The following is a 14,722-nucleotide window of genomic DNA, read 5'->3' as shown; positions in this document are numbered from 1 at the left end:
TCAGGCTCCGACAGGGACTGCGATGTACTTGTACTCCAGGAACTCGTCGATGCCGACGCGTCCGCCTTCGCGGCCCAGGCCGGACTGCTTGACGCCACCGAAGGGGGCGGCGGGGTTGGAGACGAGCCCGGTGTTGAGGCCGATCATGCCGCTCTCCAGACGCTCGCTGACGCGCAGGGCGCGGTCGAGGTTCTGGGTGAACAGGTAGGAGGCGAGACCGAATTCGGTGTCGTTGGCGGCGGTGACGGCCTCGTCCTCGTCGTCGAAGGTGAGGATGGCCGCGACCGGCCCGAAGACCTCGGTGTCGATGATGGCGGAGTCGGCGGAGACGTCGGTGAGCACGGTGGGCGGGTAGAAGCAGCCGGGCCCTTCGGGGAGTTCGCCGCCGGTGAGGATCGTGGCTCCGCGCTTGACCGCGTCGCGGACGACGTCGTGGGCCTTGCTGCGGCCGGCGATGTCGATGAGGGGGCCGACATCGATGCCGGGTTCGGTGCCGGGGCCGACCTTCAGGGCCCCCATGCGGGCGGCGAGGCGGGTGGCGAACTCCTCGGCGACGGAGGTGTGGACGTAGATGCGGTTGGCGGCGCAGCAGGACTCGCCCATGTTGCGCATCTTGGCGACCATGGTGCCTTCGACCGCAACGTCGAGGTCGGCGTCGTCGAAGACGATGAGGGGGGCGTTGCCTCCCAGCTCCATGGAGGTGCGGATGACGGTGTCGGCGCACTGGGCCAGCAGGATCCGGCCGACCTGGGTGGAGCCGGTGAAGGAGAGCTTGCGGATCTGCCCGCCGCGCAGCAGGGGTTCGACGACTCCGGCCGCGTCCGAGGTGACGACGATGTTCAGCACGCCCTCGGGCAAACCGGCTTCGGTGAGGATGCCGGCCAGGGCGAGGGAGGACAGGGGGGTCTGGGGGGCGGGCTTGAGGACCATGGTGCAGCCGGCGGCGATGGCCGGGCCGATCTTGCGGGTGCCCATGGCCAGGGGGAAGTTCCACGGGGTGATGAGCAGGCAGGGGCCCACGGGCTGGCGGGTGACCAGGAGGCGGTTCCTGCCGTCCGGGGCGGTGGTCATCCCGCCGTCGATGCGCACGGCTTCCTCGGAGAACCAGCGGAAGAACTCTGCTGCGTAGGCGACTTCGGCACGCGCCTCGGTCAGGGGCTTGCCCATCTCCAGCGTCATCAGCAGCGCCAGGTCCTCGGTGCGCGCGATGATGATGTCGTAGGCGCGGCGCAGGATCTCGCTGCGGACACGGGGCGAAGTGGCGGCCCAGGCCGCCTGCGCGGCGACCGCCGCCTCGACGGCACACCGGCCGTCGGCCGGGGAGGCGTCGGCGACCCGGCACAGCTCCTCACCGGTGGCCGGGTTGTCGACGGAAAGGGTCCGGCCGGACTCCGCGTCCTGCCAACCGCCGCCGATGAAAAGCTGCTTGGGAACGTCGTGGACGACAGTCATCTCGAGGTCTCCTTGTATGCGTAGAGGTGCGCTGCCGCACGGTCAGCGGATGCGGTCCAGCGTCTTGTAGTAGGCGCCCGCGAAGGGCAGGAACCAGGCGGTGCCGTTGTAGAGGGGGATGCGGGGCGGGGCCAGGTCGCGAACCGGGCTGACCTCGGGGTGGCCGTCCATCACCTCGGACATGACCTGCCCCATGTGCGTGGCCATCTGCACGCCGTGGCCCGCGTATCCCATGGAGTAGTACACGCCGTCCTCGGTCTGCCCGGCGTGCACGATGCGGTCCATCGCGAAGCCGACGGAGCCGCCCCACACGTACTCGACCTTCGTCCGGGCGAGTTGGGGGAAGATCTCGCACATCTCACGGAACAGGACCTGTCCGCTCTTCTTGTCCGAGGTGGGGTCGGACGGTGCGAAGCGGGCACGGCCGCCGAACAGCAGACGGTTGTCCGGGGTGAGCCGGAAATAGTGGCAGACCTGGTTGGAGTCGACGATGAGGCGGGCCTTGGGGATGATGTCCCGGGCGAGCTGCTCGCCGAGCGGCTCGGTCACGATGATGAAGCTGCCCAGACAGACCTGCTGGCGGCGCAGCCACGGGAAGTTCTTGTCGGTGTAGGCGTCGGTGGCCATCATGACCTGCCCGGCGCGGATCACACCGCGCTCGGTGCTGACCTCGAAACGGCCTTCGGCGGTACGCCGCACGCCGATGGCCGCGTTGCGCTCGTGGATCTCGACACCGGTGCGCTCGCACGCCTCGGCCATGCCGCGCACGAAGCGGCCCACGTGCAGTGCGGCGCTGAGCGGGTCCAGCAGGCCGCCGTGGTAGGCGTCGGATCCGATCTCGGAACGCAGCTCGGACTTGCCGATCAGTACGGTCTGGTGGCCGAAGTACTTGGCCAGGTCGCGCTGTTGGGCCTTCTTGCTCTCGAAGTGCGCTGGGCGGGAGGCCACGCCCAGGCGTCCGACGCGACGGAACTGACAGTCGATGGACTCCTCGTCCACGAGCCTCTCGACGGTGTCCACGGCCTCGCCGTAGGAATTGTAGATCTCGCGGGCCCGCTCGAGTCCGTATCGGCGGATGGCCTGGCTCACGCCGATCGTGAAGCCCAGGTTCGCCATGCCGCCGTTGCGCGCTGAGGCCCCGGAACCGATCTGGCCCTTCTCGACGAGGGTGACCCGGGCGCCCTTGCGGGCGGAGTGCAGGGCGGTGGACAGACCCGTCAGGCCGGCGCCGACGACCACCAGGTCGGTGTCCTCGGTCAGGGGCTTGCCGGACCGGTCGGGGAACGCCCCAGCGGTTTCTATCCAGTAGGGAATCGTCTTCATTTCGGTTCCTCTGCGGGGAGTTTCGAAGTGGGGCGCGGCCGGGCACCACCAGGGGCCCGGCCGACGGCGCTGTCAGCGGTAGGGGGCCCGTGCGGGCGCAAGGCTCAGGTGAGGGGTTCGACGGAGAGGACGTTCTGACCGTTGCGCTGGCTGCCGTCCGCGTCCTCGACGTACGGGCCCTCACCACGCCGGACGACGAGAAGGTCCTCGCCCTCGGGGCCGAGCGAACCGTTGGCGGTCATGTGCAGCAGCGGGTGCCGCTGAGCGGTGGCGGCGGTCATACGGCCTCGCCTCCCGGGGTGGCGATCCCTGCCGTGTTCTCGACGGACAGCAGGGAGTTCTGCCGCCCGGAACCGAGCCAGCGCACCAGGGCCACCAGGACGAGGGCGAGGACCGCGAAGGCGATGAGGATCGCGCTGATGGCGGTCACGCTGGGGTCGATGTCGAAGGTCAGGGAGTTGTAGACCTGCACCGGCAGGGTGACGGTGTCGACCGAGGACAGGAACTGGGAGATGTAGAACTCGTCGAAGCTGGTGATGAAGGAGAAGATCGCCGCCGCGATCATTCCCGGCGCGGCGAGGGGGAAGGTGATCCGCCGGGCGATCGTCAGACGGCCCGCGCCCATGCTGGCGGCGGCGTCCTCCAGCCGTTCGTCGATTCCACGCAGGGTCGCGATCAGGATGAGCACCGCGATCGGCGAGGCCAGCACGGTGTGGCCGAGAGCGATGGCGATCGGGCTGCCCAGCATCGCGGCGGGCTCGAACAGCAGGAACAGGCCCAGCGCGGTGACAATCTGCGGAATGACCAGCGGCCCGAGGACCAGGGCGTAGACCGCGGAGCGCAGCGGGAGTTCGCTTCTGGTCAGGGCGGTCGCCGCGGTCACACCGATGATCAGCGAGAACACGGTGCTCAGACAGGCCACCAGCGCGCTCAGCGACAGGGCGGCCGGCCACTTGCTGCCGTCGGCGAACAGCGCCTTGTACCAGCCCAGCGTCCACGCCTCGGGCGGGAACGCCGCGAAGGCGTTGTTGCTGAAGGAGGTGACGAGGATGACGACGATCGGCAGGGCCAGGAACAGCAGGATCACGGTGGCGATGGCGGTCAGGGCGATCCGCCCGGCGAGGGTCTTGCGCAGCTCCATCATGACCCACTCCTCTTCTTACGGCTGGCGCCCAGGGAGCTGACGACCTTGACCAGCAGCAGTCCGGCGAAGGTGAGCAGCAGCAGGATGACTCCCTGAGCGGCCGCCCCGTTCCACTGGTTTTCCTTGGTCACCTGCTGGTTGATGAGGGTGGCGATCATCGTCTGGTTGGGTCCGCCCATCAGGGCCGGGGTGATGTAGTAGCCCAGCGACAGGATGAAGCTGAGCAGTCCGGCACTGGCCAGACCGGGGGCGACCAGGGGCAGGTAGACCCGGCGGAAGATCGTCACACGTCCCGCGCCCATGCTGGACGCCGCCGCCAGCAAGCGGCGGTCCACGCCGCGCATCACGCCGTACAGCAGCAGCACCGTGTACGGGAGCATCATGGAGGTGGTGCCGATGACCACGCCCAGCTCGTTGTAGAGCAGCTGGAACGGCGCCCCCGGCACCGACAGGCCGGCCAGGGTCTCGTTCACCAGACCCTTGTCGCCGAGCAGGATGATCCAGCCGTAGGTGCGCACCAGGGCGCTGATGAAGTGCGGGACGACGACGATCAGCATCGCCAGTGCCGCCCACAGGGGCTTCAGCCGCGAGATCGCGTTCGCCAGAATGAACCCGAAGAGGAGGCTCAACAGCGCCGTCTCCGCGGAGATCCTCAGCGTGGTGAACAGCACCGACAGGTTGACGCCCGTCAGCGCCTCGACATACCAGTGCAGGGTGAGCGATCCGTCGGCGTTCTTCAGGCTGAGGAACAGCGTGGTGAAGATCGGGTAGACGAACAGCACCAGGAGGTAGACGACGACGGGCAGCGCGTAGAGGATGCCGACGCGGGTCTTGCGCGAGGTCAGGAGCTTGCGCGGACGGGCGGGGGCGGTGGTGGTGAGGGCGGCCATGGCTCACCCTCCCTGTTCGGTGGGGAAGAGGTTGACATCGTCCGGGTCGGCGGTGATCCCGACGCGCTCGCCGGTGACGGGGCCGCGGCCGGCCGGTACTTCCAGGCGCAGCAGCGGCGCGTCACCGCCGTCGATCCGCACGCCGGCGCGGACCAGGGTGCCGACGTAGGTGGCGGTCTCGACGGTGCCGGTACAGAACCCGTCGTCGGGGGCGCAGGCCCGCAGCCGGCCCGGCTGGACGGCGGCCTTGACCGGCGTGCCGGAGGCCAGCTGGTGGCGCCGTGCCTTCAGCAGGCCGCCGGACTGGTCGAGGCGGACCAGGGTGTGCTCGTCGGTGTTCTGCTCGATGCGGCCGGGCAGGAAGTTGGCCGCGCCGAGGAAGTCCGCGACGAACGGGGTCCTCGGGCGTTCGAAGAGCTCCCGGGGGGTGTCGAACTGCTCGATCAGGCCGTTGCGCATCACCGCGATACGGTCCGACATGACCAGCGCCTCTTCCTGATCATGCGTCACATAGATGACGGTCAGGCCGAGTTCCTGCTGGATGGCCTTGATCTCGACCTGGAGCTGGTCACGGAGCTTCTTGTCCAGCGCGCCCAGCGGCTCGTCCATGAGGATGACCGGCGGGCGGTAGACGAGCGCGCGGCACAGGGCGACGCGCTGCTGCTGCCCGCCGGACAGCTCGCGCGGCTTGCGGCCGCCGAACCCGGACAGGCCCGCGATCTCCAGGGTCTCCCCCACTCGCCTGCGGATCTCGTCCTTCGGCACTCCGCGCAGCGTGAGCGGGAAGGCGACGTTCTCGCTCACGGTCATGTGCGGGAACAACAGGTACTGCTGGAACACGAAGCCGAGGTTGCGCTTCTGCGGGGCGAGCCTGGTGACGTCGTGGCCCCCGACGGTGATGGTGCCGGAGTCGGGTTCGCAGAAACCGGCGATCATCATCAGGGTCGTGGTCTTGCCCGACCCGGAGGCGCCGAGGAAGGTGACGAACTCCCCGGCCGCGATCTCCATGGACGCCTCGTCGACAGCGACGACGTCCCCGTACGTCTTGCGCAGGGCCACCACCGACAGCGCTTTGCCCGTCGCGGTGGGCATCTTGGCGCCGGCCACCTTCACGGACGGTGTGGCGATACCGAATTCAGCCACGAGCCCACTCCAACCAACGCTGCGTGACGGCGGTTTCGTTCTTCAGCCACCAGTCGATGTCGGTGTCGAAGCCCTTGTCGTAGTACTTCGGCGCACCCGCGAGTGCGTTGCGCTCGTCCTCGGTGAGCTTGGCGTAGGCCACCGGGGAAGACGGGTTCGAGGGGAAGGCCTTGGCCAGGGCGGCCTGGCTCTCGGCACGCAGCGAGAAGTCCATGAGCTGGTAGGCGCCGTCCACGTTGGCAGCGCCCTTGGCGATGGCATAGCCCGAGAACTGGCGGCGCATGCCGGCCAGCTGTCGCGCGACCGGGACGCCCTGCTTCTGCAGATCGGCGATCCGGCCGTCCCAGACGGTGGACATCGTCACCTCCTGGCGGCTGAGCAGCACACCGGGCAGCGGGCCGCTGTCCCAGAACTTCTTGATGTCGGACCGCAGCCGCGTCATCACCTTGAAGGCCCGGTCCACATCGAGCGGGTACAGCTTGTCCATCGGGACACCGTCGGCCAGCAGCGCGAACTCCAGTTCGGGCAGGTCGCCGTCCGGGCTGACCATCGCGCGGCCGCCCTGGAACGCCTTGGTGTCCCAGAAGTCCGCCCACGACTCCGGCTTGCGGCCGCCGAAGGCATCCGTGCGATACGCGATGCACTGGCCGTAGAAGCTGTGGCCGATGGCGTGCTCGGTGATCTGGTTCTCCGGGATCTTCGCGCTCTTCACGCTCTTGATCCGGTCCAGGTCCAGCGCCTCCAGGGCGGCCTGCTTCACGTACTTGTGGTGAGACATCATCGAGTTGTTGATGAGGTCGCACTGCGGGCGCCCCTGCTTGATCTGGGCCAGCAGCGGGGCGTCGTCCAGGTTGAGCACCTTGACGCCGATCCCGGTCTCCTGCGTGAACGGCGTGTAGATCGCCTTCTGCAGGGCCGCGCCGTAGGAACCGCCGCTGTCTCGGACGACCACCGTCTTGCCGCCCTTCCCACCGGTACCGGTGGAAGCGCTGCGGCTGGTGCCGGTGCCGCAGGCGCTCAGGGCGGTCGCGGCGGCGAGACCCGCCGTGGCTCCGCCGACGCCGCGCAGGAAGAGCCTGCGATCTATACGGGCGTCTCTCATGGTATGCCTCCTGGGGGTGGTGCTAAGGGGAAAGAGGGACGGCTGGGATGGGGGTCTAAGGGTGGGGGTCCGCCTCGTCGGATCCGAGGCCGCGCCGGGGTCGGGAGGGTGCCGATTCGCGTGGCCGTGTCGGGGCCCACGGGACGGCCAGGGCGGCCAGTTCCGCGCCGGGGACGACGGTGAGGCCGTGCATGCCGTAGAAGATCCGCCCGTCGGCCGGGGCGTGGACCGTGTGCTCCCCGCCGTAGGCCGGGTCGATGACGCGGCCGAGGACGTCGCCCCCTCGGCCCGGTACTTCGAGTTCTACGCGGGCGTCGCCGACAAGCTCGGCGGGGGTTCTCCGGGGCTGTCCGTGCGGGACGATGTGCGTCGCGAGTCAGATGCCGAGCATGTGGTTGAGCTCGTCCAGGGACTTCACCGGCAGGTAGTCGTAGCCGTGGGTCACCGGGTCGTAGCCGCGGTCCAGCAGGATCAGGTTGCGGAAGCCCATGTCGTGCATCGGCATCAGGTCGTAGCGGGTGTGCGAGGAGACGTGCACGAAGTCCTCGGGGGACGCGTCGAGCTGGTCGAGCATGTACTCGAACGCGGCGTAGCGGGGCTTGTAGTAGCCGGCCTGCTCCGCGGTGTAGACCGCGTGGAAGTCCGCGCCGAGCCGGGGCACGCTCTCCTCCAGGAAGGAGTCGTCCGCGTTGGAGAGGATCACCAGCTTGTAGTTCTCGCCCATCTTCTTCAGCGGCTCCGGCACGTCGGCGTGGGGGCCCCAGCTGCGGACGCCGTCGGCGAACCGCTTGCCCGCGTCCGGGGCCGCCTTGAGGCCCCACTTGCGGCAGACCCGCTCGAAGGAGTCCTGCAGCACCTGCTCGTAGGAGTAGTACTGGCCGCGGACCTGGTCGTAGCGGTAGCCGCGGAACTCCCGGACGAACTGGTCCCACTGCTCGGCGGGGACCTGGTCGCCGACGAGTTCCCGGGTGATGGGGGTGATCGGGTACTCGATCAACGTGCCGTAACAGTCGAACGAGACGTACTTCGGCCGGAACGAGGGTTCAGTCATGGCAGTGCTCTCTTATCTCCAGGGAACTGAATAGGCTTCAGTTCCGCATTTATCAGAACTTTTCGGGCACGTCTGGGACGGACTTGCCGGAGAGGGGGAGGCTGCCGTGGATCAGGCGGCGCCCACTCCGGCCGGGGCGAGGAAGCCGACGGGATGGTCCGTGCTGCCGTCGAGTGCCAGGTCGGCGGCGATCTCGCCCATGGCGGGCGAGAGTTTGAAGCCGCTGCCGGAGAATCCGGCCATGACGATGATGTCGTCCTCGCCGGGGAGATGACCCACGAGCGGGTTTCCGGACGCGGTGTAGCCCTCCATGTAGACCGACAGCCTGATGGGGTCGGGGTTCAGATCGGGCATCAGCTCGCCGATGAGCTCGTGGAAGGTGGCGAGTTCCTCCGGGCGGACCGTGCGGTCGAGCCGTTCGGGGTCGGGTACCGGCAGATAACGGGCGAGGGACAGGCCCAGCTTGACGGAGATGCCGTCGGGCGACGGGAGCCCGTAGCAGTCATGGGGTGCGCTGCGTACGAAGGCGGGGGCGCCGCCCGCGAACCAGTCGTGGCGGGTGGGCAGATGCCAGGAGCTGATCAGCCGGCGGATGTCGACGGACCGCGGCAGGTCCGGGAGCAGGGTGTTGATCCAGGGGCCCACGGTCACCACGGCGGTGTCGACGTGGTCCGTGCCTCGGTCGGTGACGATGTGCACCCCGCCGCCCGCCGCGGGGGTGATCTCCCGCACCGGGGTGTAGCGGTGCAGCCGGGCGCCGAGTTGCTCGGCGCGGGTGGCGGCGGCCTGGATCGACGCCTCGGGCCTGAGGATGGCGCCCATCCGGTCGAGGACGGCGGTGTGCCCGTCCGGGAGGCGGTGCTGGGGGTAGCGGCGGGCGAGTTCCTCCCGGTCCAGTACCTCGTGGTCCAGCCGGTGGGTGGAGCTGGCGGAGAGGAGAAGACGCATCGACGGCGAGGCGGTCTCGCCCATCACCAGGCATCCGCTGCGGCGTCGCAGTGAGGAGCCGGTTTCGCGCTGGAGCCGGTCCCACATCCGGTCGGCGAGCCGCAGCAGCGGGATGTACCCGGGGTCACCGAGGTGCACGGCGCGGAAGATGCGGGTCTCGCCCCCGGCGGCGCCACGGTCGTGACCCGGCGCGTACCGGTCGTAGCCGATGACCTCGGCTCCACGGGCGGCAAGCCGCCACATCACCTGGCTGCCCATGCTGCCGGCACCGATCACGGCGACGCGCTTCGGGATGCGCATGAGGTCGTTCCTTTCGCCGGGTGCGGCCTGGGTGTCAGTGGTGCCCCGGCACGGTGCGGACACCGTGCGGACCCTTCCGATTCGGGCCCCTTGGGGATGGCGTTCACTCTCGACCCCGGCGAACACGCAGGTCAACCCACACTCTGTTCCGCCTCGGGACCTTATCGAGACGATGTGTCACGGCGAGCGGGCCGGCCACGGAAAGTGCCCTGCCCCTCTTGTCACGGTGATGTGCCGGTGCGAAGGTGACCCCCATCCTTCGGACGAAAGCACTCCACATGCCGCCCAGACGTCCCGCAACCGGGCACTTCCCGACCATCACGGAGGTTCTGCGCCTCCCCGTGCTGGCCGAGGGGATGCCGCGCGTGCTGGCCGGTGAGTCACAGCTGAACCGTGCCGTGCGCTGGGTGCACGTCACCGAGCTGCTCAACCCCGCCGATTTCCTGGAGGGCGGCGAGCTGGTCCTGACGACCGGCATGCCCTATCCCGAGGACCCCTCCGAGCTGCGTGACTACGTCGACCAGCTCGCCGACGTCGGCGCGGCCGGCCTGATCGTGGAGCTCGGCTACCGGTACCGGAAGGTGCCCGACGAGCTGGTGGCGGCTTGCCGTACCCGTGAGGTGCCGCTGGTCGAGCTGGCCCGCGGCGTCCGGTTCATCGACGTCACGCAGGCGGTGCACGCGCTCATCCTCGACGCCCAGGGGGCGCTGCTGCGCCGCGGGAGGGACATCCAGGACACCTTCACCGCCCTGACGCTGCGGGGCGCGGACCCCGAGGAACTGGTGCACACCACCGCGGAGCTCACCGGGGCCCCCGTGGTGCTGGAGGACCTCACCCACCGGGTCCTGATGTGCGAACTGCTCGGCCGGCCGTACGAGCCGGTGGTGTCGGCCTGGTCCCGGCGTTCCCGGGCTGCCCCGACCCCGGAGAAGATCACGCCGAGCGGCCCGGAGGGGTGGCTGATCGCGCCCGTACAGGACCACCACGGGCCGTGGGGGCGGCTGGTCCTGCTGGAGGGCAGGCTGAACGCGGAGCCCGACCCGGAACACGTCCTGGTCCTGGAGCGAGCGGCGGTCGCCCTGAGCATGGCGCGTCTGGCCGGGCCGGCCTGGTGGGAGCGCCGGGCCCACCGCTCGGTGCTGCGGGACCTGTACGAACGGCGATTCCGCTCCCCCGCCGACGCCCGTGCCCGCGCCGAGGCACTGGGGCTGCCGACCCTCGGGCACCGCCTCTTCGCCGTGGTCATCCGCCACACGCACACCGGCACCGGCGAGCACCTCGACGAACGGATCGCGAAGGCGATGGCGCAGACCGGCATCCGCGCCCTGGTCGGCGAGACGGCCCCGGGCCGGATCGGCGTGCTCCTCGCCCTGGCGCAGGCCAGCGCCTGGCAGCCGGTCGCCGAGCGGATCGGCCGTCTGTGCCGCGAGGAGCTCGGCCCTGAGGCCGTCGTCGCCGTCGGCCCCGGCGTGACCGACCTCTCCGGGATCGCCCGGTCGTGGCAGGAGGCCGAGCAGACGGCCGAGGCCATCACGCCCGCCTCACCCGACCGCTGGTTCTACGTCCCCGCCGACATCCAGCTGCCGGAACTCCTGGGCGTGCTGCGGGAGGACATCCGCCTCCAGCGGTACGCGGAACGGCAGCTCACGCGCCTCATCGAGCACGACGACCGCAACGGCGGCGACCTGCTCCCGGCACTGCGCGCCTATCTGACGGCAGCCGGGAACAAGTCGGTCGCGGCGAAACAGGCCGGCATGTCCCGGCAGGCCTACTACCAGCGCCTCCACACCATCGAACGGCTCCTCGGCTGCGATCTGGAGTCGGGCCTGCAGTGCACGTCCCTGCACGTCGCGGTGCTGGTGCTGGACGCGCGGGGAGCGACTCCGTAGTTTCTCCGCAGCGCTCCACTCCACCCTGGCCGGCATCACGGTCGACAGCGTGGACGAGGTGGTGCAGGGCCAACTGCCGCAGCTGCTCGGTTTCGCCGGCGGCGCGCTGGTGGTCTCGGCGGCTGGGACGGCGCTGGTCTCCCGGCGGTTGCGGCGGCAGACCCACGGCCTGGACCCGTCCGAGATGACCCGCATGTACGAGCACCACGACGCGGTGCTGCACGCGGTGCGGGAAGGCGTGGTGATCATCGGAGGTGACGGACGGCTCCTGCTGGCCAACGACGAGGCGCGGCGGCTGCTGGACCTGCCCGCGGCCGCCGAGGAACGCCGTGTCACCGACCTGGGCCTGGAAGCCGGCACCGCCCGGCTGCTGGGATCGGGCCGGGTGGCCACCGACGAGGTGCACCTGGCCGGCGACCGGCTGTTGGCGCTCAACATGCGGCCGGTCGACCCCGACGGCGACCCGGCGGGCAGCGTGGTCACGCTGCGCGACACCACAGAGCTGCGGGCCGTGGCGGGCCGGGCGGAGGTGGCCCGGGAGCGGCTGCGACTGCTGTACGAGGCGGGGGTGCGGATCGGCACCACGCTGGATGTGACGAGCACCGCGCAGGAGCTGGCCGAGGTGGCGGTCCCCCGGTTCGCCGACGCCGCCACCGTCGACCTGCTGGACCCGGTCCTGCGGGGTGAGGAGCCGGCCGGGCCCGGCTCCGAGATGCGCCGCGCGGCGGTGCACGGCGTCGAGGGTGCCCGGACCCTCCACCCCGTAGGGAAGCTGATCCGCTTTGTTCCGACCTCGCCCATGGCCGTCGGCGCCGAGCGGGGCCGCGCCGTCCTGGAGGCCGACCTGCCCGCCGCCGGAGAGTGGATCGCCGTCCAGGACCCCGACCGCGCCCGGCGCGTGCCGGACCACGGTTTCCACTCCCTGATCACCGTGCCGCTCCAGGCCCGCGGCGTCGTGCTGGGCATGGCGAGCTTCTGGCGCTCGGAGAACCCGCCCTTCGAGGAGGAGGATCTGGCCTTCGCCGAGGAGCTGGCCGCCCGGGCCGCGGTGGCCGTCGACAACGCCCGCCGCTACACCCGCGAGCACGCCCTGGCCGAGACGCTCCAGCGCAGTCTGCTGCCCGGCTCCCTGCCCGACCACTCGGCCGTGGACGTCGCCCACCGCTACCTGCCCGCTCCGGACGGAGTCGGCGGCGACTGGTTCGACGTCATCCCCCTGCCCGGCGCCCGGGTCGCACTGGTGGTCGGCGACGTGGTCGGGCACGGCCTCCACGCCGCTGCCACCATGGGCCAGCCGCGCGCAGCGGTGCACACCTTCTCCGCCCTGGACCTGTCCCCGGACGAGCTCCTCGGCCACCTGGACGAGCTGGTCGCCCGGATCGACGGCGAGGAGAGCGCTGAGCGGGACGACAAGGGCGTCACGGGAGCCACCTGCCTCTACGCGGTCTACGACCCGTCCTCCGGGCAGTGCTCTCTGGCCCGGTCCGGGCATCCGGAGCCGGCCCTGGTGCACCCCGACGGCACCGTGGAGTACCTGCCGGTGCCGAGCGCCCCGCCGCTCGGGCTGGGCGGCGGGGAGCCCTTCGAAACCGCCGAGGTCACCCTGCCCGAGGGATCCAGGCTGGTCCTGTACACAGACGGCCTGATCGAGGGCCGGGAACGGGGCATCGACATCGGCCTGGAAGCGCTGCGCGATGCCCTGGCACGCCCGGGCCGGACCCCGGAGGAGACCCTGCCGGGACGTCTTCGACACCCTGCTTCCGGCCCGCCCGGGCGATGACATCGCCCTGCTCGTCGCCCAACCCACCTGCTCGATCCCTCCCAGGTCGCCGAATGGAACGTGCCGGGCGATCCCGCGGCCGTCGCGGGGATCCGGGCGGACGTCACCCGTCGGCTCGGAGCCTGGGGGCTGGACGGGATGGCCTTCACCACCGAGTTGGTGATCAGCGAGTTGGTCACCAACGCCATCCGCTACGGCACCGGGCCGATTCGGCTGCGGATGCTGCACGACCGCGACAGCCTGACTGCGAGGTCGCCGACGGCAGCAGCACCTCGCCGCACCTGCGTCGGGCGGCGCCGACCGACGAGGGCGGACGAGGGCTGTTCCTCGTCGCTCAGTTCTCCCGGCGGTGGGGCACCCGCTTACACGGCCCGCGGCAAGGTGATCTGGACGGAGCAATCGCTCCACGGCCCGGCTTCCGACGCCGACGCAGGTACGGCCGACGCCCTGCTGGACCAGTGGGACGAGGCCTGGCCGGCGTCAGGACGAGGTTCAGTGGCCGGCGACGACACCGGACAGTTCGTTGGTGCTCTTCGGCAGGGTCACGGACGTGACCTTCCTGCCCGTTTCGATGTCGATGGCGTGCAGCTTGCGCTTGCCCGGCTCGGAGACGTACGCGATGTTGTCGCGGACGAAGAGGGTGGGCCGGGGCTGCTGCCAGTCCAGCGGCTCCTGCCACTCGCCCACGACGGGGATCTTCTTGTCCACCTTGCCCGTTTCCGGATCGATGACGTGGAGGGTGCCGTTCGTGCCCAGGAGGAGTGCCTCGCCCCGGGGCCCGCGGCCGAGCGAGCGGAAGGAGTAGCTGGTGCCCAGGTCGACCAACCGCAGTTTCCCGGTCTCGGTGTCGATGAGGGAGATGCGGGTCGGCCGCTCCAGTTCGGCCTCCGGGTCGGTCTTGTAGTCGCCCAGGAGGATGGGCGACGCGTCGCTGCCACTCTGGTTGCCGATGCGGCCGTAGTCGTCGGGGGCGTCGACCTTGGTGAACTTGCCGTCCTTGTAGATCAGGACGCCGTCCTCGCAGCCGACGGCGACGGCCTCGCCCTTGGCCGCGGCCTCGCCGTGGACGCCGGGGCAGTTCTCGTTGCGCTTGATCTCCTTGTGGTTCTTGTCCAGGACGAGGGCGCCGGTGCGCTTCTCCTCGGTGCCGAGGGTGCTGAGGAGTTCGCCGTTGCCGAGCTCGATGGCGACGCCGTGGTGCGGCTCGGCGGAGGTGTAGCTGCGGCCTTGCGGCTTCTTGCCGCCCGCGAGGTCGTCGGGGTCGAAGACCTCGACCTCGCCGGTGCCGTCGGTGAACAGGACCGTCTTGCCGGCGTGCCGTACGACGTGTCCGGGCTTGGCGCCCTTGTACTCGACGCCGGTGAAGGCCTGTTCGGCGGCGTTCAGGACGCGGAAACCGGAATCGGTGGAGACGATGACATGGTCGTCGTCGCCGGCTGGGTTGAGGCGGTTGAAGCCCGGCAGTTCGATCGTGTTGGCCAGCTTCAGGCTCTGGCCGTCCAGGACGTACAGCCCGCCGTCGAACGTGGCGACCAGCGGGTCCTTGACCGCAACGGCCTTGGTGCCCGAGGCGTTCTTGGCCTTCGTGTCGGTGGAAGAGCTGTCCTCTCCTGCGCAGGCGGTCAGGACGGCGGAGGCCGCCAGGGCGAGGGCCGTGCCCGTGAAGGCTCTGTTGCGTATCGACTTGTTCACCGGGGTGT

At 70.1% G+C, this 14,722-nt stretch carries 11 protein-coding genes and 1 pseudogene; 2 read left to right on the top strand and 10 right to left on the bottom strand.

Annotation, left to right across the window (positions count from 1 at the left end; translation table 11 throughout):
• From ACIBNA_RS25035 to solA, 9 genes are all read right to left on the bottom strand, one after another.
• Positions 1-1,452 carry an NAD-dependent succinate-semialdehyde dehydrogenase gene (locus ACIBNA_RS25035; RefSeq protein WP_399167359.1) on the bottom strand — a complete coding sequence of 484 codons (1,452 nt, stop codon included), beginning with the start codon at positions 1,450-1,452 and terminating at the stop codon, positions 1-3.
• 42 nt (positions 1,453-1,494) lie between these two features.
• Positions 1,495-2,775 (bottom strand): NAD(P)/FAD-dependent oxidoreductase, encoded by a 1,281-nt coding sequence (locus ACIBNA_RS25030; RefSeq protein ID WP_399167358.1) that lies wholly within the window; start codon positions 2,773-2,775, stop codon positions 1,495-1,497.
• Positions 2,776-2,879: 104 nt separating this feature from the next.
• Positions 2,880-3,056 (bottom strand): hypothetical protein, encoded by a 177-nt coding sequence (locus ACIBNA_RS25025; protein WP_399167357.1) that lies wholly within the window; start codon positions 3,054-3,056, stop codon positions 2,880-2,882.
• Positions 3,053-3,919 (bottom strand): ABC transporter permease, encoded by an 867-nt coding sequence (locus ACIBNA_RS25020; RefSeq protein WP_399167356.1) that lies wholly within the window; start codon positions 3,917-3,919, stop codon positions 3,053-3,055. Before ACIBNA_RS25020 ends, ACIBNA_RS25025 begins: the two co-directional genes overlap by 4 nt.
• Positions 3,916-4,809, bottom strand: coding sequence for an ABC transporter permease (locus tag ACIBNA_RS25015; protein ID WP_399167355.1), 894 nt, complete (start codon positions 4,807-4,809; stop codon positions 3,916-3,918). The genes ACIBNA_RS25020 and ACIBNA_RS25015 overlap by 4 nt, the downstream gene beginning before the upstream one ends.
• Before the next feature lie 3 nt (positions 4,810-4,812).
• Positions 4,813-5,952, bottom strand: a complete 1,140-nt coding sequence (locus ACIBNA_RS25010) for an ABC transporter ATP-binding protein (RefSeq protein WP_399167354.1) — start codon at positions 5,950-5,952, stop codon at positions 4,813-4,815.
• A complete protein-coding gene (locus ACIBNA_RS25005) occupies positions 5,945-7,054 on the bottom strand; it encodes an ABC transporter substrate-binding protein (RefSeq protein WP_399167353.1) in 1,110 nt (369 codons plus the stop codon). The genes ACIBNA_RS25010 and ACIBNA_RS25005 overlap by 8 nt, the downstream gene beginning before the upstream one ends.
• A 376-nt stretch (positions 7,055-7,430) precedes the next feature.
• Complete coding sequence (locus tag ACIBNA_RS25000) at positions 7,431-8,105, bottom strand: haloacid dehalogenase type II (RefSeq protein ID WP_399167352.1); 675 nt, start codon at positions 8,103-8,105, stop codon at positions 7,431-7,433.
• A gap of 111 nt (positions 8,106-8,216) precedes the next feature.
• Positions 8,217-9,353, bottom strand: a complete 1,137-nt coding sequence (gene solA, locus ACIBNA_RS24995; protein WP_399167351.1) for an N-methyl-L-tryptophan oxidase — start codon at positions 9,351-9,353, stop codon at positions 8,217-8,219.
• 278 nt (positions 9,354-9,631) lie between these two features.
• Between solA and ACIBNA_RS24990 the strand changes: the two genes are divergently transcribed.
• Both ACIBNA_RS24990 and ACIBNA_RS24985 read left to right on the top strand, forming a co-directional pair.
• Complete coding sequence (locus ACIBNA_RS24990; RefSeq protein ID WP_399167350.1) at positions 9,632-11,242, top strand: PucR family transcriptional regulator; 1,611 nt, start codon at positions 9,632-9,634, stop codon at positions 11,240-11,242.
• A gap of 28 nt (positions 11,243-11,270) precedes the next feature.
• Positions 11,271-13,490, top strand: a pseudogene (locus ACIBNA_RS24985) (SpoIIE family protein phosphatase); the annotation flags it as partial.
• A gap of 24 nt (positions 13,491-13,514) precedes the next feature.
• Here ACIBNA_RS24985 and aztD read toward each other — a convergent pair.
• Positions 13,515-14,714, bottom strand: a complete 1,200-nt coding sequence (gene aztD / locus ACIBNA_RS24980; protein WP_399167349.1) for a zinc metallochaperone AztD — start codon at positions 14,712-14,714, stop codon at positions 13,515-13,517.
• Positions 14,715-14,722 lie beyond the last annotated feature (8 nt).

The sequence above is a fragment of the Streptomyces sp. NPDC050164 genome, from assembly GCF_044459945.1.
In the GTDB taxonomy this organism is placed as follows: domain Bacteria; phylum Actinomycetota; class Actinomycetes; order Streptomycetales; family Streptomycetaceae; genus Streptomyces; species Streptomyces coeruleorubidus_A.
Note: the sequence above shows the minus strand (reverse complement) of the source record. Positions and strands in the feature narration are given on the sequence as shown.

Excerpts from the sequence above, each read along its gene's own strand:
- ACIBNA_RS25035 (WP_399167359.1), bottom strand. The coding sequence starts at position 1,452 with ATGACTGTCGTCCACGACGTTCCCAAGCAGCTTTTCATCGGCGGCGGT.
- ACIBNA_RS25030 (WP_399167358.1), bottom strand. The coding sequence starts at position 2,775 with ATGAAGACGATTCCCTACTGGATAGAAACCGCTGGGGCGTTCCCCGAC.
- ACIBNA_RS25025 (WP_399167357.1), bottom strand. The coding sequence starts at position 3,056 with ATGACCGCCGCCACCGCTCAGCGGCACCCGCTGCTGCACATGACCGCC.
- ACIBNA_RS25020 (WP_399167356.1), bottom strand. The coding sequence starts at position 3,919 with ATGATGGAGCTGCGCAAGACCCTCGCCGGGCGGATCGCCCTGACCGCC.
- ACIBNA_RS25015 (WP_399167355.1), bottom strand. The coding sequence starts at position 4,809 with ATGGCCGCCCTCACCACCACCGCCCCCGCCCGTCCGCGCAAGCTCCTG.
- ACIBNA_RS25005 (WP_399167353.1), bottom strand. The coding sequence starts at position 7,054 with ATGAGAGACGCCCGTATAGATCGCAGGCTCTTCCTGCGCGGCGTCGGC.
- ACIBNA_RS25000 (WP_399167352.1), bottom strand. The coding sequence starts at position 8,105 with ATGACTGAACCCTCGTTCCGGCCGAAGTACGTCTCGTTCGACTGTTAC.
- solA (WP_399167351.1), bottom strand. The coding sequence starts at position 9,353 with ATGCGCATCCCGAAGCGCGTCGCCGTGATCGGTGCCGGCAGCATGGGC.
- ACIBNA_RS24990 (WP_399167350.1), top strand. The coding sequence starts at position 9,632 with ATGCCGCCCAGACGTCCCGCAACCGGGCACTTCCCGACCATCACGGAG.